General features: G+C 31.3%; 26 protein-coding genes and 1 tRNA gene. 20 read left to right on the top strand and 7 right to left on the bottom strand.

All coding sequences use genetic code 11. The features are described 5' to 3' along the window. Positions 1 to 5 precede the first annotated feature (5 nt). Both ABWP60_RS01545 and pdxA read right to left on the bottom strand, forming a co-directional pair. Complete coding sequence (locus ABWP60_RS01545; protein ID WP_353147510.1) at positions 6 to 545, bottom strand: YceD family protein; 540 nt, start codon at positions 543 to 545, stop codon at positions 6 to 8. A gap of 84 nt (positions 546 to 629) precedes the next feature. Then, positions 630 to 1,679: a 4-hydroxythreonine-4-phosphate dehydrogenase PdxA gene (gene pdxA, locus ABWP60_RS01540; RefSeq protein ID WP_353147507.1), complete on the bottom strand. Its 1,050-nt coding sequence runs from the start codon at positions 1,677 to 1,679 to the stop codon at positions 630 to 632. Positions 1,680 to 1,725: 46 nt separating this feature from the next. On the opposite strand from pdxA, the gene ABWP60_RS01535 reads away from it, so the two are divergent. After that, entirely contained in the window at positions 1,726 to 2,316 is a 591-nt protein-coding gene (locus ABWP60_RS01535; protein WP_353147505.1) for a riboflavin synthase, read from the top strand. A 57-nt stretch (positions 2,317 to 2,373) separates the two neighbouring features. On the opposite strand, the gene ABWP60_RS01530 is transcribed toward ABWP60_RS01535, so the two are convergent. The 4 genes from ABWP60_RS01530 to mce all read right to left on the bottom strand — a co-directional run bounded on the left by ABWP60_RS01530 (position 2,374) and on the right by mce (position 4,618). Then, on the bottom strand, positions 2,374 to 2,958 hold the full coding sequence (locus tag ABWP60_RS01530; RefSeq protein ID WP_353147502.1) for a hypothetical protein: 585 nt from the start codon (positions 2,956 to 2,958) through the stop codon (positions 2,374 to 2,376). Between the two features lie 400 nt (positions 2,959 to 3,358). Beyond that, positions 3,359 to 3,838, bottom strand: a complete 480-nt coding sequence (locus ABWP60_RS01525) for a hypothetical protein (RefSeq protein WP_353147500.1) — start codon at positions 3,836 to 3,838, stop codon at positions 3,359 to 3,361. A gap of 210 nt (positions 3,839 to 4,048) precedes the next feature. Then, a tRNA-Ile gene (locus ABWP60_RS01520) sits at positions 4,049 to 4,122 on the bottom strand. Between the two features lie 94 nt (positions 4,123 to 4,216). Then, positions 4,217 to 4,618, bottom strand: a complete 402-nt coding sequence (gene mce, locus ABWP60_RS01515; RefSeq protein ID WP_353147497.1) for a methylmalonyl-CoA epimerase — start codon at positions 4,616 to 4,618, stop codon at positions 4,217 to 4,219. An 83-nt stretch (positions 4,619 to 4,701) separates the two neighbouring features. Between mce and rbfA the strand changes: the two genes are divergently transcribed. From rbfA to ABWP60_RS01500, 3 genes are read left to right on the top strand one after another with little or no spacing between them, the layout of a single operon-like run. Continuing rightward, on the top strand, positions 4,702 to 5,094 hold the full coding sequence (gene rbfA / locus ABWP60_RS01510; RefSeq protein WP_353147494.1) for a 30S ribosome-binding factor RbfA: 393 nt from the start codon (positions 4,702 to 4,704) through the stop codon (positions 5,092 to 5,094). Between the two features lies 1 nt (position 5,095). Continuing rightward, on the top strand, positions 5,096 to 6,295 hold the full coding sequence (locus ABWP60_RS01505) for an ABC transporter permease (RefSeq protein ID WP_353147491.1): 1,200 nt from the start codon (positions 5,096 to 5,098) through the stop codon (positions 6,293 to 6,295). After that, positions 6,292 to 6,807 carry a nuclear transport factor 2 family protein gene (locus ABWP60_RS01500; RefSeq protein ID WP_353147488.1) on the top strand — a complete coding sequence of 172 codons (516 nt, stop codon included), beginning with the start codon at positions 6,292 to 6,294 and terminating at the stop codon, positions 6,805 to 6,807. The genes ABWP60_RS01505 and ABWP60_RS01500 overlap by 4 nt, the downstream gene beginning before the upstream one ends. A 12-nt stretch (positions 6,808 to 6,819) precedes the next feature. Here ABWP60_RS01500 and ABWP60_RS01495 read toward each other — a convergent pair whose 3' ends face one another. Beyond that, on the bottom strand, positions 6,820 to 7,773 hold the full coding sequence (locus tag ABWP60_RS01495; RefSeq protein ID WP_353147485.1) for an NAD-dependent epimerase/dehydratase family protein: 954 nt from the start codon (positions 7,771 to 7,773) through the stop codon (positions 6,820 to 6,822). A gap of 271 nt (positions 7,774 to 8,044) precedes the next feature. On the opposite strand from ABWP60_RS01495, the gene ABWP60_RS01490 reads away from it, so the two are divergent. From ABWP60_RS01490 to ABWP60_RS01415, 16 genes are all read left to right on the top strand, one after another. Then, complete coding sequence (locus ABWP60_RS01490) at positions 8,045 to 8,566, top strand: hypothetical protein (RefSeq protein ID WP_353147483.1); 522 nt, start codon at positions 8,045 to 8,047, stop codon at positions 8,564 to 8,566. Between the two features lie 61 nt (positions 8,567 to 8,627). Then, a complete protein-coding gene (mfd, locus tag ABWP60_RS01485) occupies positions 8,628 to 11,981 on the top strand; it encodes a transcription-repair coupling factor (RefSeq protein ID WP_502904800.1) in 3,354 nt (1,117 codons plus the stop codon). Positions 11,982 to 12,081: 100 nt separating this feature from the next. Beyond that, entirely contained in the window at positions 12,082 to 14,727 is a 2,646-nt protein-coding gene (gene porW / locus ABWP60_RS01480) for a type IX secretion system periplasmic lipoprotein PorW/SprE (RefSeq protein ID WP_353147480.1), read from the top strand. A gap of 2 nt (positions 14,728 to 14,729) precedes the next feature. Beyond that, positions 14,730 to 15,074 (top strand): bactofilin family protein, encoded by a 345-nt coding sequence (locus ABWP60_RS01475; protein WP_353147477.1) that lies wholly within the window; start codon positions 14,730 to 14,732, stop codon positions 15,072 to 15,074. A gap of 24 nt (positions 15,075 to 15,098) precedes the next feature. After that, on the top strand, positions 15,099 to 15,323 hold the full coding sequence (locus ABWP60_RS01470) for an AtpZ/AtpI family protein (protein WP_353147474.1): 225 nt from the start codon (positions 15,099 to 15,101) through the stop codon (positions 15,321 to 15,323). Continuing rightward, entirely contained in the window at positions 15,313 to 15,702 is a 390-nt protein-coding gene (locus tag ABWP60_RS01465) for a hypothetical protein (RefSeq protein ID WP_353147471.1), read from the top strand. The genes ABWP60_RS01470 and ABWP60_RS01465 overlap by 11 nt, the downstream gene beginning before the upstream one ends. Positions 15,703 to 15,818: 116 nt before the next feature. Next, positions 15,819 to 16,988 carry a F0F1 ATP synthase subunit A gene (gene atpB, locus ABWP60_RS01460; RefSeq protein WP_353147468.1) on the top strand — a complete coding sequence of 390 codons (1,170 nt, stop codon included), beginning with the start codon at positions 15,819 to 15,821 and terminating at the stop codon, positions 16,986 to 16,988. A 33-nt stretch (positions 16,989 to 17,021) separates the two neighbouring features. Beyond that, entirely contained in the window at positions 17,022 to 17,219 is a 198-nt protein-coding gene (atpE, locus tag ABWP60_RS01455; protein ID WP_291242009.1) for an ATP synthase F0 subunit C, read from the top strand. A 76-nt stretch (positions 17,220 to 17,295) separates the two neighbouring features. Continuing rightward, on the top strand, positions 17,296 to 17,796 hold the full coding sequence (locus tag ABWP60_RS01450) for a F0F1 ATP synthase subunit B (protein ID WP_353147465.1): 501 nt from the start codon (positions 17,296 to 17,298) through the stop codon (positions 17,794 to 17,796). 9 nt (positions 17,797 to 17,805) lie between these two features. Continuing rightward, positions 17,806 to 18,333, top strand: a complete 528-nt coding sequence (gene atpH / locus ABWP60_RS01445; protein WP_353147462.1) for an ATP synthase F1 subunit delta — start codon at positions 17,806 to 17,808, stop codon at positions 18,331 to 18,333. Positions 18,334 to 18,358: 25 nt separating this feature from the next. Then, complete coding sequence (atpA, locus tag ABWP60_RS01440; RefSeq protein ID WP_353147459.1) at positions 18,359 to 19,933, top strand: F0F1 ATP synthase subunit alpha; 1,575 nt, start codon at positions 18,359 to 18,361, stop codon at positions 19,931 to 19,933. An 86-nt stretch (positions 19,934 to 20,019) separates the two neighbouring features. After that, positions 20,020 to 20,877, top strand: coding sequence for an ATP synthase F1 subunit gamma (gene atpG / locus ABWP60_RS01435; RefSeq protein ID WP_353147457.1), 858 nt, complete (start codon positions 20,020 to 20,022; stop codon positions 20,875 to 20,877). Positions 20,878 to 21,021: 144 nt separating this feature from the next. Beyond that, positions 21,022 to 23,367, top strand: a complete 2,346-nt coding sequence (locus ABWP60_RS01430) for a S9 family peptidase (RefSeq protein WP_353147454.1) — start codon at positions 21,022 to 21,024, stop codon at positions 23,365 to 23,367. Continuing rightward, a complete protein-coding gene (locus ABWP60_RS01425) occupies positions 23,367 to 23,795 on the top strand; it encodes a GNAT family N-acetyltransferase (protein WP_353147451.1) in 429 nt (142 codons plus the stop codon). Before ABWP60_RS01430 ends, ABWP60_RS01425 begins: the two co-directional genes overlap by 1 nt. Next, positions 23,792 to 24,235 carry a hypothetical protein gene (locus ABWP60_RS01420; protein ID WP_353147448.1) on the top strand — a complete coding sequence of 148 codons (444 nt, stop codon included), beginning with the start codon at positions 23,792 to 23,794 and terminating at the stop codon, positions 24,233 to 24,235. The genes ABWP60_RS01425 and ABWP60_RS01420 overlap by 4 nt, the downstream gene beginning before the upstream one ends. Before the next feature lie 28 nt (positions 24,236 to 24,263). Further along, positions 24,264 to 25,763, top strand: coding sequence for a lipopolysaccharide biosynthesis protein (locus ABWP60_RS01415; protein ID WP_353147445.1), 1,500 nt, complete (start codon positions 24,264 to 24,266; stop codon positions 25,761 to 25,763). Positions 25,764 to 25,769 lie beyond the last annotated feature (6 nt).

Genomic DNA, 25,769 nt, shown 5'->3' with positions numbered 1-25,769 from the left:
TTATTCTATTTTTTATCCGTTAATAGTTTTTTTAAACCTTCCCATCTTGGGTCTATTTCTTTAATCTCTTCTGCTTTTGTTTCTTTTGGAGAAAATTTTTCTAAATTTTGTAATGCTTCTGATTGTAAAGTACCATCTTTTATTCCGGTGTGTATTCTTTTTGTTGGAACAGACAAAACCATCATTTCATAACAATATTGCGCTACGTTTACTTGAAATTCATCATGAGGCAAAATGATAAATTCATCATTGTCATCATTAAATTCTTCGCCAAATCTAACTATGAGTTTCATTTTACCTTTAATTGGTAAATCAAAATCCTCGTTAGTTAAATCGCAAGGAACATTTACAATTCCTTTGTGCGAAAAACTGAGTTCAAGCATGTTGCTTTTTTTCTCTAAAACTACTTTCATTTTGATGTTAGAATTGTTAAATTCATCATAACCAAAATGAGTAAAGAACGTATTATTTACTTGAAATTTAAACTGGTGTTTCCCCAGTTTTAATCCTGAAAATGGGATTAAAAATTCTTTTAATATATCCATAACATCAGTTTTTCCCTTTTTATAAGGGTGTGCAAAGATACAAAAATATTGGAATTACAATAATTTTCTTTGCTTTTTTTTAAATTAAACTTTTCCTGTTCCTTTTTTCAAAGGGTTGTTGGTTAATTCAACATATTCCATTCGGTTTTTATATATGTCAATAGCACTGTAAACGGCTTCTCTAAAAGAACTTTCATTGGCTATATTTTTTCCTGCAATATCAAAACCTGTTCCGTGATCTGGCGAGGTTCTTACTTTGTTTAATCCTGCTGTAAAATTTACTCCTTCACCAAAGGATAGGGTTTTGAAAGGAATTAATCCTTGGTCGTGATACATCGCAACTACTGCATCGTAGTTTTTATATTGGTTGGAACCAAAAAAACTATCTGCTGAAAACGGTCCGAAGACTTGAATACCACTTTTAAAAATTTTCTCTAAACTTGGTTTCACAATTTCATCATCTTCTTTGCCAATTACACCATTGTCGCCGCTATGTGGATTTAGTCCTAACACCGCGATTTTTGGTTTGTTTATTTTGAAATCGGCAATTAAACTTTGATGTATAATATTGATTTTTTTCTCAATTAATTTTGAATTAATATGTTTTGATAAGTCTGCAATGGGCACATGGTCTGTAATTAAGCCTACTTTTACATCTTCATGAATCATAAACATTAAGGCTTCCCCTTCTAGTTGTTCATTTAAATAATCCGTATGTCCTGCAAATTTATAATCCTCCGCCTGAATGTTGTATTTGTTTATAGGTGCCGTTACCAACACATCAATTTGATTGTTTTTTAACGCTGTAGTTGCTGCTTGAAACGATTTTATGGCGTATTTACCAATTTCTTCATCCAATTTACCATTTTCTAAATTAACACCTTCACGCCAGACATTTAAAACATTTATTTTTCCTAAAACAATCTGGTCTAGTTTGTCAATTCCTTGTATGAATGCATTTAAATTGTAGGTTCTTTTTAAAAACGAAACAATTTTAGCATTAGCAAAAATAACCGGTGTACAGATGTCTAACATTCGTGTATCTTCGAATGTTTTCAATATTACTTCTGGTCCAATGCCGTTCATGTCTCCAATAGAAACACCAACAATTATATTTTCCGAATGTTTTACCATTTTTATTTCTTAATTTTGATGCAAATTTATAAAAATAAACCGTCATATGTTTACAGGAATCATAGAAACTATCGGAATAATTTCAGATATCAAAAAAGATCAGGGAAATGTACACTTAACAATTCAAACAAATATTACAAATGAGTTAAAAATTGACCAAAGTGTGGCACATAATGGTGTTTGTTTGACCGTTGTGGAAATATTTGACAACAAACATGTCGTTACAGCTATTCAAGAAACAATTAATAAAACCACTTTAGGTTTGTGGAAAATTGGCGACAAAGTAAACATTGAAAGAGCCATGAAATTAGGCGATAGACTAGACGGACATATGGTACAAGGCCATGTAGACCAAACCGCAGTTTGTTCATCTATTCAAGAAAAAAGTGGGAGTTGGGAATTTACTTTTGAATACGATTCAGCTTTAAACAATATTACTATACAAAAAGGTTCTATTACGGTAAATGGCACCAGCTTAACGGTTGTAAATTCGGAGCGCAACCGCTTTAGTGTGGCAATTATTCCATATACGTATGAACATACTATTTTTCATACTTTTGAAATCGGCACAAAAGTAAATTTAGAATTTGATGTGGTAGGAAAATATATTGCTAGGATGTATGAATTAAGAAATTAGTACATAAAAAAAATCGGAACAACTGTTCCGATTTTTTTTTGGATTAAAACCAAATTATTATTTTTTCTTAGATTTTGCTTTTGCTTTTTTCTTTTTCGAAGCTGCTTTTTTCTTCGCTGCTTTCGCTTTTAATTTCATTTTTGCTTTTTCTTTCTTAGCTTTTTCTTTTTTCTTTTTCTTAGCTTTCTTTTCCTTTTCTTTTTGTTTTGCTTTAGCTACCGCTTGTTTTTCTTTTTGCTTTGCTTTTTCTTTCTTTTCTTTTTCTGTGATTTTTTTACTCATCTTTTTCAATTTTTTAATGTTATTTTTTTCTAATTTTTTTGTTTCATGATTTGCAGGAGCAACTACTTCTACAATTTCATTACCACTTTCATCTGCCATTACATCTGCACTATTTTCAACAGTAGCAGTAGTTTCTTCAATTGGTTTCACTTCAATTGGTTTTACTTCAATTGGTTTTTTCACTCTTGGTGCTCTTCTCTGAGGTGTATTAGTAGCTGTACTAGTTTCAACTTCTTTTTTTACAACAGGTTTTCTTGTAGTAGTTCTTCTAACAGGAGTAGTTGTTTTCTGTGGAGTTACACTACTAGTTTCTGCTTTTTCTGTTTGAATTGTTTCCTCAATTTGTTTGTTTTCTTCCATTTTTATGTATTGTTTGTTGTTCCAATGTTAAATAAATGTTAAGCAAAGGTAAATAAAATATTAATAATCCAATGTTAAGTTTTTAGTTTTGGCGAAAATTTAACATTAAAGATGAATGATTTATGTAAAATAAAGTTGTTAGATTTAGTTGTAAACACCAGTAAATTATGGATTTTTAGTCATTACATGTAGGTTTAAAAACAAAAAGCCCTCACATTTCTGTGAAGGCTTGATTATTGTGGTCCCACCTGGTATTGTTTTCACTAAATTAAAAAAATTTAGTATTGATAATCAATTAGTTATGTGTGAAAAAAGGGTATTTGTAAAGTTGAACAAGCGGTTTTGCTCAACCTTTTGCTCAACTTTTTATTTAATATTTTTTCTGGTGAAGAATAAATAATTAAATTGATTTTCTAACTCTAAAACTACCTGAACCAGCCATTGTTTCATTTCTTGGAGGACTTATAGAAAATACATTAATATTACCGCTAAATGTCCCGACGTAATAATCTCCAACTTCTGTTAAGACTACTCTTAAATTATTACAAGTAATATAATCGTTCCCAGGTTGAAAACCAAATGTACAATTATTTGTAGTTCCAATATTATTGTTTACGCCAAGTAAGGTAACCCCACAATAAGTTGCATTATCTGAAGGGTCTTTAAAATTCATTAATAAATTAACTTCAGAACCGCTTTGATTTGGTTGAGCAATCATGCAAAGAAGGCCTCCATCTAAATTGCTACTATAATTTTTGCCGTCAAATGTGAAATTAAAATAAACATTGTTATCTGTGTTAGTATCTGTATTATTATCATCAGATGAACTACAAGAAATGAGTAACAAACCCATTGTAAATATTAATAGTATTTTTTTCATAATGTATTAAATTTAATAAAATCTCAAAGAATAATTTAACAAAGCTAATTATATATTATTCAATAACCAATTTTCAATAACCAATTTGACAATAAAATATTCTTTAAAACCCCTAACAAAAAAAGTTGAGCATTCGGTTTTGCTCAACTTTTTGCTCAACTTTTTAATAAGAAACCCTTGTAAATACTTATATTTACAAGGGTTTTGTTGTGGTCCCACCTGGGCTCGAACCAGGGACCACCTGATTATGAGTCAGGTGCTCTAACCAACTGAGCTATAGGACCGGTTAGAAGTCTACAATATTACTACTATTTTTATTTGCAAGCAAATCTTTTTTTATTCGAAGTAAAAAATAGGTATAATGTACGTAAAATCAATCTATTTTATTTCTTGACAAAGTTCTATTAACACCCCATTTGTGGTTTTTGGATGTAAAAAAACTACTAATTTATTGTCGGCGCCTTTTTTTGGTGTTTCATTTAAAACGGTAAAACCTTCCAACTTTAGTCGTTCTATTTCTACATAAATGTCTTCCACATCAAAAGCGATATGATGAATTCCTTCACCTTTTTTCTCTAAAAATTTAGAAATCGGGCTGTTTGCATCCGTGGCTTCTAACAATTCAATTTTATTTGGACCACACATAAAAAAGGAGGTTTTTACACCTTCACTGGCCACTTCTTCTGTTTTATAAGCAGCTTGACCAAAAAGTTTTGAAAACAATTCATTTGAATTTTCTAAATCATGAACGGCGATACCAATATGTTCTATTTTTCTCATTTCTACAGGAATTAATATGCAAAAATAAACATTCATAAATGTATTTCTGCTTATTTTGTGAGTAAAAATTGTATTTTTGCCTCATGGAAACAAATAGACAAAAAAAAATTGGGGCATTATTGCAAACAGACTTAGTAGATATTTTACAAGGTGAGATTAGAAAAAATTCCATTTCTAATTTAATGATTTCTGTTTCTAAAGTAAATGTAACTTCAGATTTATCTATAGCAAAGGTGTATTTAAGTGTTTTTCCTTCCGAAAAAGGACCAGAATTATTAGCCGCTATTAAAAGTAATGCACCTTTAATAAAACACGATTTGTCGCAACGCGTAAAATTACAATTAAGACGTGTGCCCAACTTAATTTTCTTCCTAGACGATAGTTTAGATTATATTGAAAAAATAGACAATGCACTATCTAGAAAAGATAACCCAATTGAAAACCCAGATTTATTAGAAAAACGAAAAAAATCATAATTTGAATTTTCCGTTCTACATAGCCAAAAGATACGCGTTTAGTTTGTCTAAAACTACCGCCATAAATGTCATTACGTGTATTGCATCTTTTGGAATTATTGTAGGCGCTATGGCACTTTTTGTAGTACTTTCTGTTTTTAGTGGTTTGCGCGATTTTAGTTTAAGCTTTACTAATGCAACCGATCCCGATCTACGAATCGAAACCCTTGCAGAGAAATCTTTCTTCATCTCTAAAACGCAGGAAGCTCAGTTAACCTCTTCAAAAGAATTTACTAAATACACTAAAATTGTTGAAGAACGCGCCTTGTTTTACTATAAAAACAAAGAGCACGTGGCTTATTTAAAAGGAGTTGATGCCAATTTTAGCCAAGTTAATGCATTTGACACATTTTTATATGCTGGCGATTGGTTGGAACCGAACACCAATCAGGTTGTAGTGGGTTCTGGAATTTCAAGAAAATTAGCTTTAGGACTTTTTGATTTCAATAACGTTTTAGAAGTCTACATTCCTAAACCAGGTTCTGGAATGATTGAAAATCCAGAGGATGCCTTTAATAAATCGCCATTACTAGCTTCAGGAATTTTTCAGGTTAGCGAAGATGTTGATGAAAAATATATTTTTTGTTCTATACCTTTAATACAAGGGTTATTGAATTACAAGCCCAATCAGTTAACTTACATTGATTTTAAACTGGCGCCAAATGTATCGGAAACAGATGCTATAGAAACCATTACTAAAATATTTCCAAATCAAGTAAAAGTAAAAAACAGAGCGCAATTAAATGATGCTTTGTATAAAATGTTAAATACCGAAAACATTGTAGTGTATCTTATTTTTACTTTGGTAATTATCATTGCGTTATTTAATTTAATTGGTGCTATTATTATGATGATTATTGAGAAAAAAAACAATCTCAAAACCTTATACAATTTGGGAACAGAAATAAAATACTTAAAAAATATTTTCTTATTTCAAGGGAATATTATTTCTGTTTTTGGCGGAATTTTAGGTTTGATTTTAGGAATTCTTATTGTTTTAATTCAGCAACAATTTGAATTGATCATGATTACGCCATCGTTAGCCTATCCAGTTGTTTTCGAAACCAAAAATATATTAATTGTTTTGTTAACCATTGTAATTTTAGGATTTATTGCTTCTAAAATTGCCAGTAGTACCGTAACTAAAAAATTATTAGAATGAAAAAAATTGTAATCATATTAATAGGATTAGTTTTATTCGGATGTAAATCGAAGCAAGTAACAAATCAAATAAATCAAGAATCAGAAATTAATTTAATTTTGAACACTTGGCATAAAGCGGCGGCGGAAGCTAATTTTAATTCGTATTTTGAAGTGATGGCGGATGATGCCATTTTCATCGGAACCGATGCTACAGAAAACTGGAACAAACCAGCATTTATAGAATTTGCGAAACCCTATTTTGATAAAGGCAAAGCATGGAATTTTACTTCATTAGAAAGAAATATTTATTTTTCTTCGGATAAGAAAACAGCTTGGTTTGATGAATTGTTAAACACACAAATGAAAATTTGCAGAGGAAGTGGTGTTTTGGTAGTTGATAAAAACGGAAATTGGAAAATAAAACAATATGTGTTGTCGATGACCATTCCAAATGATCATACAGATGAGGTGGTAAAAATAAAGTCTTTAATTGAAGATGCGGCAATTGAAAAACTAAAAAAAGACGAATAACTCGCCTTTTTTCTATTTATAAATCGTTGCTTTCAAATTCTTAAACATGTCAACCGTCATATTTTCAATGTCAAAATCGTTTTTCCAACCCCAATCTTGTCTGGCAGCGCTATCGTTAATACTCGCAGGCCAACTGTCGGCAATTTTCTGACGAAAATCTGGCTCGTAAGTAATAGTAAAATTAGGATAATGTTTCGTAATTTCTGCGGCTAACTCTTTAGGAGTAAAGCTCATTCCAGATAAATTGTACGAAGAACGAATTTTAATATCTTCTACATCCGCTTGCATAATACTAATCGTAGCTTTTATCGCATCATCCATATACATCATCGGCAAAGCAGAATTTTCAGATAAAAAACTGGTAAATTTTCCATCCGTAATTGCTTTGTGATAAATATCTACAGCATAATCAGTTGTTCCGCCACCGGCTTCTGTACTCCAGCTTATTAAACCTGGATATCGGATACTCCGAATATCCACACCATATTGTTTATGATAATATTCTGCCCAGCGTTCGCCAGTTTGTTTTGAAATTCCATAAACTGTAGTAGGTTCCATTATTGTATATTGGGGTGTGTTTTCTCTAGGAGTTGTAGGTCCAAAAACGGCAATACTTGATGGCCAAAATATTTTTTTTATTTTTCCTGCTTTGGCTAAATTTAACACGTGAAATAACGAATTCATATTCAAATCCCATGCAAAAGCGGGGTTTTTTTCAGAAGTTGCGGATAATAAGGCGGCCATTAAATACACATCAGTAATATGATATTTCTCAACTAATTGCTCAATCTGATTGTAATCTAAAGCGTTTATTACTTCAAAAATTCCGTTATTAACTACGTCATTTTCTAATTTTCTAATATCGGAAGCAATTACGTTTTCTACACCATAGGTAGCACGTAATTTAGAAGTAAGTTCGGTGCCTATTTGACCACAAGCGCCAATGATTAATATTTTGGTTTGCATAGTTAGTTGTTTTGTCTTACAAATATAAAATATTAGCAATAATAACCCATAATTTTGTTGGTTTTTTTCGAATTTCGTAAAAATCACCTGTTCAGACTATTAATAATTTATTTAACTTAATTTTTAAAAAAATCGTGTAAACATTTGTAAATTTGCGACTCATAATTGTAAAAAAATGAATTTTTTTAAACTACTTATACTATCTTTTTTTAGCAGTCTTTTGTTTTTTTCTTGTAAACAAAATGACGAGCAAGTATTACTTGTGGAAAAAATGGAGAAAAAAAATCGAGAATCTTTTGAACAAATCAATAAAGCTTGGCAGTTGAATATTCCAGTTACTAGTCCTGAAGTGCGCGGCGTTTTAAATCAATGGCAAGATTGGAAAAATTTTGAAGAAGAGCTTCAGCAAAAACCTAAATCATCCATTAGTGCTTTTAAGCAAAAGGTTTTAAATTTGGTAGCCAAATCTACTTCTTTGCATGAAAATGTTCCTCCAGGGTTTAATATCCCGCAAGTACGAAGTAGAATTGTAGCGTTACAAACTAAAATTTTAGCATTAGACACTTATTTTTCTTTAGATGTGGTACCTAATGAAAAAGTGCAAAATTTAATTGCAGCCATTAATAAGGAATTGCATGCGTTTTACATGCAGTGCGAAGAATTTATTATAAAAAACCGAATTCCAACTGAAATAGGCGAGCCAAAAATTATTAGTATTAGCGATACCACCCGAAATGCAAAAGCGATAAATTTTGACGATTTAGAACAAAAAGAAATTCAAAAAAAGAAGTAATTTTAGGTATCAGGCTAAGGCCAAAAGGACTACTATTATTTGATAAAAAACATACTATAAATTGAGCAAATCAGTAATCATTCAAAAATATCAGCAACATCCAAAAATTGGTCAAATTGCTGAATTTTTTGCGTCCAGAAAAAAAATAAATGCTACTGGTTTGGTAGGCTCTTCACTTTCATTTGTGATTGAGGCTTTATTTAAAAAATCGGAACTTCCTTTTTTATTATTGTTTAATGACAAGGAAGAAGCAGCGTATTATTTGAATGATTTAGAAGTTTTAATTAACAACCAAGACGTGTTGTTTTATCCCGGTTCTTATCGTCGTCCTTACCAAATTGAGGAAACAGACAACGCCAATGTTTTATTGCGTGCAGAGGTATTAAATAGAATTAATTCTCGAAAAAAACCAGCCATTATTGTTTCGTATACAGATGCTATTTTTGAAAAAGTTGTTACGCGAAAAGAGTTAGACAAAAACACTTTAAAACTTAGTGTAAACGATAAATTAGCTATCGATTTTATTAACGAAACGCTTTTTGAATATCATTTTAAACGTGTCGATTTTGTTTCGGAACCTGGAGAGTTTTCTGTTCGAGGTGGAATTATTGATGTATTTTCATTTTCAAATGATATGCCTTACCGAATAGAGTTTTTTGGCGATGAAATTGATAGCATTCGAACCTTTGATATTGAAACGCAATTGTCTAAAGAAAAAGTTACAAAAATTGCCATTATTCCCAATGTTGAAAATAAAATATTACAAGAAAAACGCGAAAATTTCTTAGATTATATTTCTGAAAAAACCGTTATTGTGCTTCAAAATACCGATTTGTTAGGTGGAAAATTAGACCGATTATATGAAAAAGCAAAAGAAGCCTATTCGAAATTATCGCTAACGATCCATCACGCCAAACCGGAAGAATTATTTGTAAATCAGGAAACGTTTTTAAAACGCGCCTTAGATTTTTCAATAATTGAATTAGATAAAAATCCGGTTTTTGAATCGGAAAAAATTGTCGAATTTTATACGCAACCGCAGCCATCATTCAACAAACAATTCGATTTGTTAATGAATAATTTGAACGATAATTTTCATAACGGAATTAAAAATTATTTATTTTCATCGAACGAAAATCAAGCCAAACGATTCAAAGAGATTTTTAAAGATATTGATGAAGATGCGGCCAAACATGTGAAAGACAAATATGAAAACATTGTATTCCCTTTGTTTTCAGGTTTCCTAGATACCGAGTTACAAATTGCGTGCTATACTGACCATCAAATTTTCGAAAGGTATCATAAGTTTTCTATTAAAAATAATGCGTCGAAAAAACAAACGGTGACTCTAAAAGAGCTAACTGCTTTGTCAATTGGTGATTATGTTACCCATATTGACCATGGAATTGGAAAATTTGGTGGACTACAAAAAATTCAAGTAGAAGGGAAAACCCAAGAAGCAATTAAATTAGTGTATGCCGATAATGACATTGTGTATGTAAGTATTCATTCGCTTCATAAAATTTCAAAATACACAGGAAAAGAAGGCGTCCCACCAAAAATATATAAATTAGGAAGTGGTGTATGGAAGGCCTTAAAACAAAAAACAAAAGCTCGTGTAAAGCACATCGCTTTCAATTTAATTCAGTTGTATGCCAAACGTCGTTTGGATAAAGGCTATGCTTTTGCACCCGATAGCTATTTGCAAAAAGAATTAGAAAGTTCTTTTATTTACGAAGATACTCCTGACCAAATCACAGCCACACACGACGTAAAAATGGATATGGAAAACGACCGTCCAATGGATAGATTGGTTTGTGGCGATGTCGGATTTGGAAAAACAGAAGTCGCTATTCGTGCAGCTTTTAAAGCGGTTGACAACGGTAAGCAAGTCGCTATTTTAGTACCAACAACTATATTGGCCTATCAACATTTTAGAACTTTTACGGAGAGATTAAAAGGTATGCCTGTAACGGTGAGTTATTTGAACCGTTTTAGAACCGCAAAACAAAAAACGGAAACCTTAAAAGGCTTAGAAGATGGAAAAATTGATATCGTAATCGGAACGCATCAATTGGTAAATAAAAACGTGAAATTCCGCGATTTAGGTTTGCTAATTGTAGATGAGGAACAAAAATTTGGGGTGAATGTAAAAGATAAATTAAAAACCATTGCAGCAAATATTGACACGCTTACTTTAACTGCCACACCTATTCCAAGAACACTTCAATTTTCTTTAATGGCTGCTCGCGATTTATCTGTAATTACTACGCCACCTCCAAATCGATATCCAATTGAAACTAACGTTATTCGCTTTGCCGAAGAAACCATTCGTGATGCTATTTCGTATGAAGTGGAACGTGGTGGACAAGTATTTTTTATCAATAATCGTATCGAAAACATTAAAGAAGTTGCCGGAATGATTCAGCGATTGGTTCCTAATGCAAAAGTAGGAATCGGACACGGACAAATGGATGGAAAAAAACTGGAAGAATTAATGCTTGCCTTTATTGAAGGCGAATTTGATGTTTTGGTAGCTACAACAATTATTGAAAGCGGCTTAGATGTACCCAATGCAAATACGATTTTTATTAATAATGCCAATAATTTTGGACTTTCAGATTTGCATCAAATGCGAGGTAGAGTAGGGCGTAGCAATAAAAAAGCATTTTGTTATTTCATCACGCCACCCGAATCGGTTATGACTGATGATGCTCGTAAACGAATTAACGCTTTAGTGCAGTTTTCAGAATTGGGTAGCGGGTTTAATATAGCGATGAAAGATTTAGAAATTCGTGGTGCGGGTGATTTGTTAGGTGGCGAACAAAGTGGTTTTATTAATGAAATTGGCTTTGATACGTATCAAAAAATTATGAATGAAGCCATTGACGAATTAAAAGAAAATGAGTTTGCTAATTTATACGAAGAAGAAAACGATATTGAAACTAAAGAATTTGTAAAAGAATTTCAAATTGATACCGATTTTGAATTGCTGTTTCCAGACGAATACATCAATACTATTTCAGAACGACTCAGTTTGTATAATGAATTAGGGACTTTGAAAAACAGTTTGGAATTAGAAGCTTACGAAAAAAGGTTAATCGATCGTTTTGGACCTTTGCCAAAAGAAGCGAGTTCACTATTAAACAGTGTTCGAATCAAATGGAAAGCCAAACAAATTGGTTTAGAACGATTAATTCTGAAACAAAATAAAATGGTAGGGTATTTTATTGGCGATCAGCAATCTAATTTTTACCAAAGTAATCGTTTTATGAATGTGATGAAATTTGCACAACAAAACGGAAATTTGTGTAAAATAAAAGAAAAAGAAACCAAAAACGGATTACGACTTTTAATTACTTTTGAAAACGTAAAAAGTAGTAACAAAGCACTAGAATTAATTGAAATGATATAATCTTAAAAAAGTAATGTTCATTTTTCAAAAAAAAAACTTATTTTTACACGTTTGCATACTAAATAACAAAAAATAAAGTTATTTATAAAACCATATTACATTGAAAAACATACAACTAAAACATTTACTTACATTGGGTAGTATAGCCATTCTTTTGGCATGCTCAACCAAGAGAGATAATTATATAAATAGAAAGTGGCATTCCACAAATACAAAATATAATGTTTTGTATAATGGAAATCTAGCGATGCAAAAAGGAATTGCAGATGTAAAAGCAACGTATTCGGATGATTTTTGGGACCTACTTCCGTTAGAACGCATACAAGTGATGCCAACAGAGCAAAAAGAAGGCGAAGTAACCAAGAACACAAATTTTGAACGTGCTGAAACTAAGGCCACAAAAGCCATTCAAATTCATTCTATGAATATTGGCGGATACGAAAAAAACAATCAAATTGACGAATCGTATTTGATGTTGGGTAAGTCTAGGTATTATGAAAACCGCTATTTACCTGCTATGGAAGCCTTTAATTATATTTTATATAAATATCCAACAAGTAATAACGTTTACCAAGCACAAGTGTGGCGTGAAAAAGTCAATTTAAAATTAGAAAACGAACAATTAGCCATAAAAAATTTAAACAGAACGCTAAAAGGACAAAAAGTTACGGGTCAGGATTTGGCCGATATTCATTCCGTTTTAGCACAAGCGTTTATTAAAAAAAATGTGTTAGATAGCGCGATAGTTTCTGTGAAAATAGCAAAAAAAGAAACCAAATTAAAAGAAGAAAAAGCACGTTATACTTTTATTTTAGGACAATTATATGAAAAATTAAACTATTCAGATAGTGCTTATGTGGCATTTCAAGAAGTGATTGATATGAAACGAAAATCGCCTCGTAGTTATACCATTTATTCTCATTTGAAACAATCCTCACAATTTGATTTTCAAGCAGGTGATACGGTTGCTTTTCATAAAAATCTAGACAAATTACTAGAAAACATTGAAAACAAAAGCTTCAGAGATGTAATCTATCATCAAAAAGCTATATTTTATGATAAAAAAGGGAAAGATAATTTAGCTATTTTAAACTATAATAAATCTATAAAAAATAGTTCATCGGATAAATATCTAGCAGCTTTGAACTACAGAAATATTTCGGAAATCTATTACAGTAAACAAAATTTCCATTATGTAAAGAAATATTTAGATTCCACTTTGTTGCGTTTACCAGAAAAAAATAACGAAGTTAAAGCAACTAAAAAAAGATTGGAAATAATTACAGATGTTGTAAAATATCAAGATATTATTAGTTATTCGGATAGTATTTTCAATATTTCCAAAATGTCAAATTCTGAAAAAGTCAATTTTTTTCAAAATCACATTACTAAGTTAAAAATATCGGATTCTATAGCTGCTTTAAAATCAGCTGATAATTTAGCATTATCAGAACAAAATCAAAAGTCTGATGCGTTTCCAGGTGACAGTTTTATTGATAACTCTGACAATAAAGATAAAAAATCTCTTGGCGAAATTTCTAAAACCAAAAATCCCGTATTAGAACAAGATTTGGTTAAGCCACCAGTAAATTCAGGAGGTTTACAAAGTAATTTTTATTTTTATAACGCGGTTACAGTAGCACAAGGAAAATTAAATTTTAAGAAAAAATGGGGCGATATTAAATATGGTGACAATTGGAAATCGGTACCGGAATCCAATCAAAACCAAACACAAAACGGATCCGAAGAGGAAATAGAAGAAGAAACGGAAGAAGAAACAGAAGAAGTAGGTCTTGAATCAAAATATAAACCCTCTTTTTATATAGATCAACTTCCAAAAGATACTAAAGTACTTGATAGTTTAAATATTGAGGCAAATTATGCGCGTTTTCAACTGGGTGCTATTTTTAAAGAAAAACTCAAAGAAAATAAGTTGGCCATAACTTCTTTTGAAGATATATTAGTAAATACACCTCAAAGCAAATTAGTGTTGCCAACCTACTATAATTTATTCCAATTGTATGGCGATTTAAACAATGAAAAAGCATTGTTTTACAAACAAAAAATTTTATCAGAATATCCAGCAAGCAGATATGCATCAGCTATAAATAATACAGCAATAAATGCAGATATTACAGCAGATTCTGAATTTAATTTGCTATATAAGAAAGTAGAAGAAGGATGGTTTAGAGAAGCAAATTTAGAAATTGATGCTTTACTAAAAAAATATGACGGAGATGAATTAAACGCAAAATTTGATATGTTAAAAGCAAAAATTTCTGCGAGGTTATTTGGGCTTTCGGCTTATAAAGAAGCGCTTCAAAAAATGGTAAAAAACTATCCAAAAGCTGACGAAACAAAAAAAATAGAGTCAATATTAAGTTCAGATATTCCAGCTCTTGAAGCTCTACAATTTGGAGCTACAGCTAAAACTTATAATTTGGTTTTTGTGACCAATTATCCTAATGAGATTTCACATAAAAATTTAATTGAGAAATTAAACCAATATGCTAAAGTATCTGGCGATAGGAAAGTCAGCGTGTCAAATGATATCTATAATGTAAATAAAAACATGATTGTTTTACATGGAATATTAAATAAAGTAACTGCAGAATCCGTTGCTAATTATCTGAAAGAGCATAAAGAGTATAAACTAAAAGACACACCAATTATAATTTCAAATGAAGATTATAAAGTAGTTCAGGTGAATAAAAATTTAGAAGAATATCTAGCTAAAATCAAATAAGTATGCCAAAATCAGACTATGATTTATTAGGTAAAACAAATCGAATTGTAGAACAAACTATTATTACAGGTAATATAGTTTCTTCAGCCGATTTACGATTAGACGGTGAATTAATTGGCGATATTACTTGCAATGGAAAAATTGTATTAGGTCCTAAAAGTAAAGTAGAAGGTAATATTACTTGTAAAAATATAGATATTGAAGGCAAGTTCAATGGTAAATTAGTGGTGGAAGAAATGTTAGGAATCAAAAAAACAGCAAAAATTTCTGGTGAAGTTACCGTGGGTAAATTAGCCATAGAACCTGGTGCCATTTTTGAAGCCAGTTGTGAAATGAAATCAAAATAAGTTTTGTCTAAAATTCAGACTAAAATGCCACAAAATACCAAGTTAAAACCGCTAAATAAATGGATGCAATTAATAAGTATTCCGGCACAAATGGGAGTAGTTATTTTTTTGTTTGCCTATTTAGGTCAATATTTAGACGAAAAATACCAATCCGAAAACTATGTAAAAATTTTTACAGTTGTAGGCGTTTTCTTAGCCTTGTATAATGTAATTCGCCAAGTGAACCAAATGAGTAAAAATGAAAAATAACATTTTGTTTTTTAAACGAATTTTCTTCTTTACACTTTCGTTATATGCGCTCAATCGTTTGGTTTTTTTGTTTCCTACTTTGAAACAAGCTGAAGAAAAATTTCAATTTACAATTACCTTTTTATTTTTATTGTTTTTTGTATTTTCAATCCTAATATTATTTATTGTAAAAAAAGTTTCAGAAAAGAGCTTTGACAATACAGGAATGGTATTTATGATGGCGACTTTTGTGAAAACTGGGATGGTTTATTTTATCATCAAACCAATATTAAACCTACCAAATAATCAAATTGAAAGAACAAATTGTCTGATTGTTTTTATGAGTTTTTTAATAATTGAAACAATAATAACAATAGGTATTTTGAATAAAAAACAATAAACCAATTTAATTTTGAATAATTTGGTAAAAAAAGTAATTTTCTAGTATTGTAATTTAAAGAAAAAATATACCTTTGCAAAAATTTTTAGGACATTATTTTTTAGAATATATATTTTATGTTGATTTCAAGAAAAACAATTCAATTATTTATAGCCACAATTTTTGCAGTTTTGCCTGTAGTTACTTTTGCTAATGCAGATGCAAATCACGTTGCAAAACCAGCGCATTCTGAAGTTGTAAATTATGAAGGTACCACAACTAAAGAAGTGGTTTCGGAAGAAATGAAAGCGCAAGAAGAAAGAGCGGAATTCATTCAACATCACTTATTAGATTCTCATGATTTTCATTTATTTTCTTACGGAAAAGCATCAGGTCATGAAACACATATTGGTTTTCCTTTGCCAGTAATTTTATGGGAAGACGGATTACATTTTTTCATGTCGTCTGAATTTCACCATGGTGAAGCTGTTGCCGAATCAAATGGAAAATATTTTGCGATAAATCACCATGATGGAATGATTTATAATACAGACGCAAAAGGGACTTTCAATGTGGATGAAAAGCACCATACAACAAATACAAAGCCTATCGATTTTTCAATCACAAAAAGTATTGTTATGATTTTAATCGTGGCTTTATTAATGTTTATGATTTTTAGAAATTTAGGTAAATCATACAGTAAAAATGGTGGTATTGCTACAGGAGTAGGAAGATTTTTCGAGCCTTTAGTTCTTTACATCAGAGATGAAATCGCAATTCCTAATATTGGAGAGAAACATTATAAAAAATATATGAGTCATTTATTGACAGTTTTCTTCTTTATTTGGTTTTTAAATATGTTTGGTTTAACGCCACTTGGAGTTAACGTAACAGGAAATATTGCAATTACGGCTTCCTTAGCTATCATTACTTATTTAATTACAACGTTTACTGCTAATGGAAATTATTGGGGTCACATTTTCTGGATGCCAGGCGTGCCAGTACCAATGAAAATTATTTTAGCACCTATTGAATTTTTAGGAACAATTATCAAACCATTTTCGTTAATGATTCGTTTATATGCGAATATGTTAGCTGGGCACGTGGTTTTAATGAGTATCATTGCGTTAATGTATACTTTTAGTAGTCCGATCGGAAGTCCTTTATCATTTGTATTGGCTTTTGTATTATCCATATTAGAAATTTTAGTAGCTTTATTACAAGCTTATATTTTTACGATGTTAACGGCTTTATATTTTGGAGCTGCAAAAGAAGAACATCACCATGATGAGGAAGCGCATCATTAATAAATTGAATGTTTAATTAAATATATATACATTATGGAAGGAACTCTTAACCTTGTAGGAGCTGGATTAATCGTTATCGGTGCTGGTTTAGGTATCGGTAGAATTGGTGGATCAGCAATGGATGCTATTGCTCGTCAACCAGAAGCGTCTGGAAAAATTCAAACGGCTATGCTTATTGCAGCAGCGTTAATTGAAGGAATTGGTTTTGCTGCGTTATTCGCAGTAAAATAATTAAAACAAACAATTGTTGTAACGGTTGGTTGCAACAATTGTTTACATTGAAAATTAAAATTAAACACTATATATAATGGAAGAATTATTAGGTCAATTTTCATTTGGTTTATTTATCTTGCAAACAGTTTTATTCGTAGGATTAATCCTTTTACTAAAAAAGTTTGCTTGGAAACCTATTTTAGATGCAGTAAACGAACGTGAAGAAGGTATTAAAGAAGCTATTCTTTCGGCAGAAAATGCAAAAAAAGAAATGATGGCTTTAAAATCGGATAACCAAAAATTATTAGATGAAGCCCGTGCTGAAAGAGATACAATGATTAAAGAAGCAACTGCTATCAAAGAAAAAATGATTGCTGATGCCAAATCTGAAGCACAATCTCAAGGCGCAAAAATGATTGAGCAAGCGAAAGCTACTATCGAAAGCGAAAAAAATAATGCAGTTGCTGAAATCAAAAATCAAGTATCTTCATTGTCTTTAGAAATCGCTGAAAAATTATTAAAAGAAGAATTATCTAACAAAGAATCTCAAACTAAATTAGTTGAGAAAATGTTAGCTGATGTTAAATTAAACTAATCCAAAGTTATGTCAAGAGCTGCGATTAGATACGCAAAAGCAATAATAGAGATCGCTACAGAAAGCAATACCGCTTTAGCTGTAAATAACGATATGAAAACTATTGGTGCCGCAATTAAAGAAAATAATGAGTTACACGATTTTTTATCCAATCCTATTGTAAATGGAACGATAAAAATGAATGCATTAACGGAAATATTTCCATCTTTACAAGCAGAAACTAAAGGTTTGTTTCAATTGTTAGAAGCAAATAAAAGATTTGAAATTTTGTCCGCAATTACTTTTCAATTCAATACATTATTTGATATGGCAAGCGGTATTGAGCAAGCAGTTGTTACTACAGCTGTTCCGTTAACTGCCGAATTAGAAGTACAAGTAACTAACAAGTTGAAAGAATTTTCTTCAAACACGATTTCTATTACAAACGTAGTAGATCCTTCCATTATTGGAGGTTTTGTTTTAAGAATTGGCGACAAACAATATAATGCCTCTGTGGCAAATAAATTACAACAGTTAAAAAGAGAATTTACATATTAAATAAATACCATTAAATATATATAAAATGGCAGAAATTAAACCAGCTGAAATTTCAGCAATATTAAAGAAACAATTATCAGATTTTCAATCTGGCGCTACGTTAGAAGAAGTAGGTACTGTACTACAAGTTGGTGATGGTATTGCTCGTGTATATGGTTTATCAAATGCTCAGTACGGTGAGTTAGTTCAATTCGACAACGGATTAGAAGCAATCGTATTGAACTTAGAAGAAGACAATGTTGGTGTGGTTTTATTAGGACCATCAACTGGAATTAAAGAAGGTTCTAACGTAAAAAGAACTAACAGAATTGCGTCTTTAAAAGTTGGTGAACAAATGGTTGGCCGTGTGGTGGATACATTAGGAAACCCAATTGATGGTAAAGGACCAATAGGTGGCGAGTTATTCGAAATGCCTTTAGAGCGTAAAGCACCTGGAGTTATTTTTCGTCAACCAGTAACAGAACCTTTACAAACGGGTATCAAAGCTATCGATGCCATGATTCCTGTTGGACGTGGACAACGTGAGTTAGTGATTGGTGACCGTCAAACTGGTAAATCTTCAGTTTGTTTGGATACCATCTTAAATCAAAAAGAATTTTACGATGCTGGTCAACCAGTATTCTGTATATATGTTGCAATCGGACAAAAAGCGTCTACTGTTGCATCAATCGCAAAAACATTAGAAGAAAAAGGCGCAATGGCTTACACCGTTATTGTAGCTGCTAATGCTTCTGACCCTGCACCAATGCAAGTATATGCTCCTATGGCAGGTGCTGCAATTGGTGAGTACTTCCGTGATTCAGGTCGTCCTGCTTTAATTATCTATGATGATTTATCTAAGCAAGCTGTTGCTTACCGCGAAGTATCTTTATTATTAAGAAGACCTCCAGGACGTGAAGCGTATCCAGGAGACGTTTTCTACTTACACTCTCGTTTATTAGAAAGAGCTTGTAAAGTAATTAACGATGACGAAATTGCTAAAAACATGAATGATTTACCAGATTCTTTAAAAGGAATTGTAAAAGGTGGTGGTTCATTAACAGCGTTACCAATTATCGAAACACAAGCGGGTGACGTTTCTGCATATATTCCAACAAACGTAATTTCGATTACGGATGGACAAATTTTCTTAGATGGTGATTTATTCAACTCTGGAGTTCGTCCTGCCATTAACGTAGGAATTTCTGTATCTCGTGTTGGAGGTAATGCACAAATTAAATCCATGAAAAAAGTATCGGGTACTTTAAAATTAGACCAAGCACAATTCCGTGAATTAGAAGCTTTCGCCAAATTTGGATCTGACCTAGATGCGGTTACTTTAAATGTAATTGAAAAAGGAAAACGTAACGTGGAAATCTTAAAACAAGGTTTAAATGATCCGTTTGCTGTTGAAAATCAAGTAGCAATTATTTATGCGGGAACAAAAAACTTATTAAGAAATGTTCCTGTAAATAAAGTAAAAGAATTTGAAAAAGATTACATTCAATTCCTAACTTTAAAACATAAAGACGTTTTAGATGCATTAAAAGCTGGTAAATTTGATGATAACATCACAAATGTACTTGAGGCTGCTGCAAAAGAAATTTCTGCAAAATACTAATTAATTTGGTATAAGGAAAAAGGTATTGGGTATTTGGTTAAACGAATACCCAACACCTTAAACCCAAAACCCAATACCCAATAAAAATGGCAAATTTAAAAGAAATACGTAATAGAATTGTATCTGTATCGTCTACGATGCAAATCACTTCTGCTATGAAAATGGTTTCGGCTGCTAAATTAAAAAAAGCACAAGATGCTATTACGGCAATGCGACCTTATTCTGAAAAATTAACCGAGTTAATTCAAAGTTTAAGTGCTTCTTTAGAAGGTGATGTTGCGGCTAATTATACGACTCAAAGAGAAGTGAAAAAAGTATTAGTTGTTGCTATTACTTCAAACAGAGGATTATGTGGTGCTTTAAATTCAAATGTATTAAAACAAGTTAAAGTTTTAACTGAAAAATACGGTCACGATAATGTTGGTATTTTTGCCATTGGTAAAAAAGCAAATGATGGTTTACACAAAACAAACTATGTAATCGCTAACAGAAGTGATATTTTTGACGATTTAACTTTCGATAATACAGCAGAAATAGCTCAGTCATTAACGCATTTATTTTTAGATGGCGAGTATGATAAAGTAGAATTGGTTTACAATCAGTTCGTGAATGCAGCTACACAAAATGTTGTAAACGAACAATTTTTGCCATTAGCACCAATTAAAGGCGCTGCTGCTATTTCATCTGACTATATTTTTGAACCATCAAAAGAAGAAATTGTATTAGAATTAATACCAAAATCGTTAAAAACGCAATTGTATAAAGCAGTTAGAGATTCTTTCGCGGCAGAACACGGTGCGCGTATGACAGCAATGCACAAAGCAACAGATAACGCAACTGATTTAAGAAATCAATTGAAATTAACATATAACAAAGCACGTCAGGCTGCAATTACAGGAGAAATCTTAGAAATTGTGGGTGGTGCGGAAGCATTAAATAATTAATTTTATTTACTGTTTTTAACTTCTAAAAGTCCCAATGTATTGGGACTTTTTTTATTTGCACGAATTGCCAAATAAATTTTAAATCCTTTTAATCGGTTTAATCCGTGGCGAAAAAAATTATATATTTGTATAAACCGATTTGATATGAAAAATATTATTACTGCGCTTTTTTTACTATTTAGTTCTCTTATAATTTCACAAAATCTTCAATTAGAAGAAATAATGAAAGGGAACGAATTTATTGGTCATCAACCTTCTAATCAACGTTGGTCGGTAGATGGAAAAACTATTTATTTTGAGTGGAATCCAAACAATGAAATTGGAGATAAAACATATTATTGGCAGAAAGGTTTTTCTCAACCAAAATTAATAGTAAAAGAAGCCTTAAACTTTTCGAATATTTCATATCAAGGGCAAGAAAAATTTGATGTAGTATATTATACCAATCAAGGAGCACTATTTTCATATCATAAAAAAACGAAAGAAAACAAGTTAGTTTTTCAAACAACTTCAACTATCAATTCGGTTCAAAGAAGTAGTAACCCGGATATAATTTATTTTCAACAAAATAAAAATCTCTATCAATTAAATGTAAAGAATTTTCAATTACTTCAACTTACAAATTTTAAATCTGGAACCGCTTCATCTGATTCTAATAAAGAAAATTTTCTAAACTTACAGCAAAAAGAATTGTTTCAATTTGTAAACGAAGAAAAAGCCAAATCAGAATGGAATAAAACCCAATCTGAAGAAAATAAACTAAAGTTTCCCTCTGATATTTTTTATGGTGCAACTACTTTAGAAGCTATAAAAATTAGTCCAAACGGAAAGTTTGTAACTTATAATCTATCGGAATACCCAACTGCTAAAGACACAAAAGTTGAAAGTTTTATAACTTCTGATGGATACACAAAAAGTAAAACGGCACGAGAAAAAGTGTCTATAAACAATAACAGCAAACATAAAATGTATGTTTATAGTATCGAGAAAGATAGCGTGATGCAAATTTCTTTTTCAAATTTAACAGGGATAAAAACCTTTCCAAACTATTATCAAGAATACGATAATTTAAAATCTTTAGAACCTGTTGAAAAAGCAATTACCATGCAAGCGCCAATATATAATGCAATGGGGAATTTAGCTTTTTTTGAAGCCAGAAGTTTAGATAATAAAGACCGTTGGATTCTTCAATTAAACTTAAATGACGCAACGGTTTCTGAATTAGATTATCAACACGATGAGGCTTGGATTGGCGGACCAGGAATTCCAGGGTACAATTTCAGCAATGGAACGTTAGGTTTTTTAGCCGACAACAAAATCATTTATTTTCAATCTGAAGCAACAGGTTTTTCTCATTTGTATACCTACAATTTGGAAACAAAAAAGAAAACACAAGTCACACAAGGTAAATGGGAAGTTCGCGATGTAGTTTTATCAAAATTATCTAATTCTTTTTATATTACAACTACCGAAACGCATCCTGGAAATCGTTCGTTTTATAAATTAGATATTTCGACTGGTAAAAAAACACCTATTCTTACTGGTGATGGTGCTTATGAAGTCGAGTTATCACCAGATGAAACCCAATTGGCAATACGATATTCATTTAGCAACAAACCTTGGGAAATATATCTTGCAGTAAACAAATCCAATCCAATATTAAAACAAATTACGGTTTCAACTTCTACGGCTTTCAATAAATACAATTGGAAAAAGCCTGAAGTCATTTCGTTTAAAGCAACTGATGGAACGGATGTTTTCGCCAGAGTGTATCAGCCAAAATCAGAAAATAAAAATAAAGCTGCTATCCTATTTGTTCACGGAGCTGGCTATTTGCAAAATGCACACAAGTATTGGAGTACGTACCATAGAGAATATATGTTTCATAATTTGTTAACCGATTTAGGCTATACGGTTTTAGATATAGATTACCGTGCAAGTGATGGCTACGGACGCGATTTCAGAACTGGAATTTACCGTCATATGGGAGGAAAAGATTTATCGGATCAATTAGATGGGAAAAAATATTTAGTGGAAAATTTAGGCATTGATGCTAATAAAGTTGGAATTTACGGCGGATCCTATGGTGGATTTATAACACTAATGGGATTATTAACCAAACCTGGTGAATTTAAAGCTGGTGCAGCATTGCGTTCGGTTACAGATTGGGCGCATTATAACCAAGGATACACCGCAAATATTTTAAATTTTCCTGAAACTGATCCAGAAGCTTTCAAAAAAAGTTCGCCAATTTATTTTGCGGATAATTTACAAGATAAGTTGTTAATGCTTCACGGAATGGTTGATGATAATGTACAATTTCAAGATATTGTAAGAATGACACAGCGTTTTATTGAACTTGGTAAAAAAGACTGGGATTTAGCTGTTTTTCCAGTAGAAGCGCACGGATTTCAAAAAACCTATTCTTGGGTAGATGAATACCGAAGAATTTTAGACTTATTTAATGAAAATTTACTAGATAAAAAGTAATGGAAATTCGTATTTTAACTCAAAAATCAGAAATGTTAGCCCAATTGGATATTGTAAAACAATTATATCCTGATTTTACCGTTGAAGAATATGACACACTTTTAGATGAGATGCTTAAAGCAAATTACCAACAAATAATTGTAATAAAAAACAATAAAACTATGGCGTTAACTGGTGTTTGGATTGGAACAAAATTATGGTCTGGTAAATACATTGAAATCGATAGTTTTGTAGTAGATGAAGATTTTAGAGGTCAAAAAATTGGCGATATATTAATTGAAAAAGTACATAAAATTGCTGAAAAAGAAGGAGCCAATCAAATTTGTTTGGATGCTTTTACTACCAATTTTACTGCTGGGAAATTTTATATCAATCACGGATTTCATCCAAAAGGATTCCATTTTGTTAAAATATTGAATAATAAATGAAAATATTTGGACTGTTCGCAATAGCGTTTTTGAATTTAGTTTCTTGTTCTTCTAATAAAGCACCACAAGAAACCAAGCAATATATTGAAAAAGTAACCTATCAAAATTGGGTTGGCGGAGTAAAAGGAGCAGGTGGGGGTACTAATATTAATATTAAATTACTTAAAAGTATACCTGAAAACACACATTTAATAAAAATTCAATTTCAAAATAGAGAAGGAAATATCACAAAATTAAATGATCAATCATATCAAGCGTCAATTAAAACTTTTGATAATGAGTCTGAAACGGTACAAACGGATACAATTATTACCAATTTAAAACCCAATCAGGCTAAGATTTTTTTCAAAATAAGCGGCAAGGAAGCTGTTGTAATTGTAGACGACGTAAAAGAATTGCCAATGTTAGCTTATCCATCTGCAAAACCAAATAATAATTAACTATTTTTGTTCTTTAAAAGAAAATAAATTGAGTTCAAACAGAAAACTTCTTAAACAAACCCTTATTTACGGTATTGCCACCGTATTGCCTCGAATAATGAGTTTTTTATTGGTAGGTTTACATACGGACTTAATGCCAAAAGTAGCCTATGGAGAAATTACTATTCTGTTAGCCTATATGATATTTTTCAATGTGATTTTGTCTTACGGAATGGAAACCGCTTTTTTTAGGTTTTATCATAAAGAAGACACGAGCAATAGCGAACTGGCGAGGCAAAATAAAAAAGAAGTACTTAGTACCGCTACGGTTTCTATTTTTTGGAGCACCATTTTATTTTTATCAGTAGCACTATTATTTCAAAAAACACTAGCAGGCCTATTAAACATAGATAAAGAATACGTAAACTATGCCATTTGGATTTTAGCTTTCGATGCACTTGTAATTATTCCGTTTTCTAAGCTTCGCGCCGAGCAAAGGCCAATTAGGTATTCTGTGCTAAAAATTTCTAATGTGCTAATTTATTTGTTATTAAACGTGTTTTTGTTGGCAATATTACCCAAATTAGCACAAGCCAATCCGCAAGGTTTTTGGAGTTCATTTTATGTGGAAGACTATCAGATTGGGTATGTTTTCTTATCGAATTTAATGGCGAGTTTATTCACTTTTGTATTATTTATGCCGCATTATTTTCAACCCAACTGGTTTTTTAATACGGAACTATGGAAAAAAATGCTGCAATATGGTTGGCCAATATTATTTGCAGGTTTGGCTTTTGGAATCAATGAGCATTTAGATAAAATTCTATTATCAGAATGGTTAGATCCTATAACCGCAAAGGCGGCAGTTGGCGCGTATTCGGCTTGTTATAAAATCGGCTTGTTTATGGTTTTGTTTCGTACTGCTTATACATTGGGAATTGAGCCGTTTTTCTTCAGTCAAGCTGGAAATGACAATGCCCCTCAAACCTACGCTACAATTACTAAATATTTTGTAATCTTAGGTTCATTAATTTTGTTAGTGGTTGTAGTTTTTGCAGATGTTGTTAAATTCTTTTTAGTAAGACAACCGGAATATTGGGAAGCTATGTCAATAGTACCATTAATCATAATCGCGAATTTCTTTTTAGGGATTTACACTAGTTTGTCGGTATGGTATAAGTTAATTGATAAAACCATAATTGGTGCCTACATTTCCGCTATTGGTGCCCTAATTACGTTAAGTATGAATTATATTTTAATAGTAAAATTCAACTTGAGTTATTTGGGTTCAGCAACTGCCACTATTTGTGCCTACGGAAGTATGATGGTGATTTCGTATTATTTAGGAAAAGAAAAATACCCAATTCCGTTTGAAATGAAAAAGATTTTAACCTATCTTTTTGCATCGATTACTTTAGCTTGTATTTCGTTTTATGTTCAAGAACTAAGAGAAACTTATGTTTTCGGAATACTTGCAATCATTGGCTTTAGTTATTATATTTACAAAAATGAAAAAGAAGTAATTTTAAAATTGATAAAACGAAAATAAACAGAG

Origin of the sequence: Flavobacterium sp. (assembly GCF_040402895.1) — a bacterium.
Taxonomy (GTDB): domain Bacteria; phylum Bacteroidota; class Bacteroidia; order Flavobacteriales; family Flavobacteriaceae; genus Flavobacterium.
The sequence above is the reverse complement of the archived record's forward strand: the minus strand, read 5'-3'. Positions and strand labels throughout refer to the sequence as shown.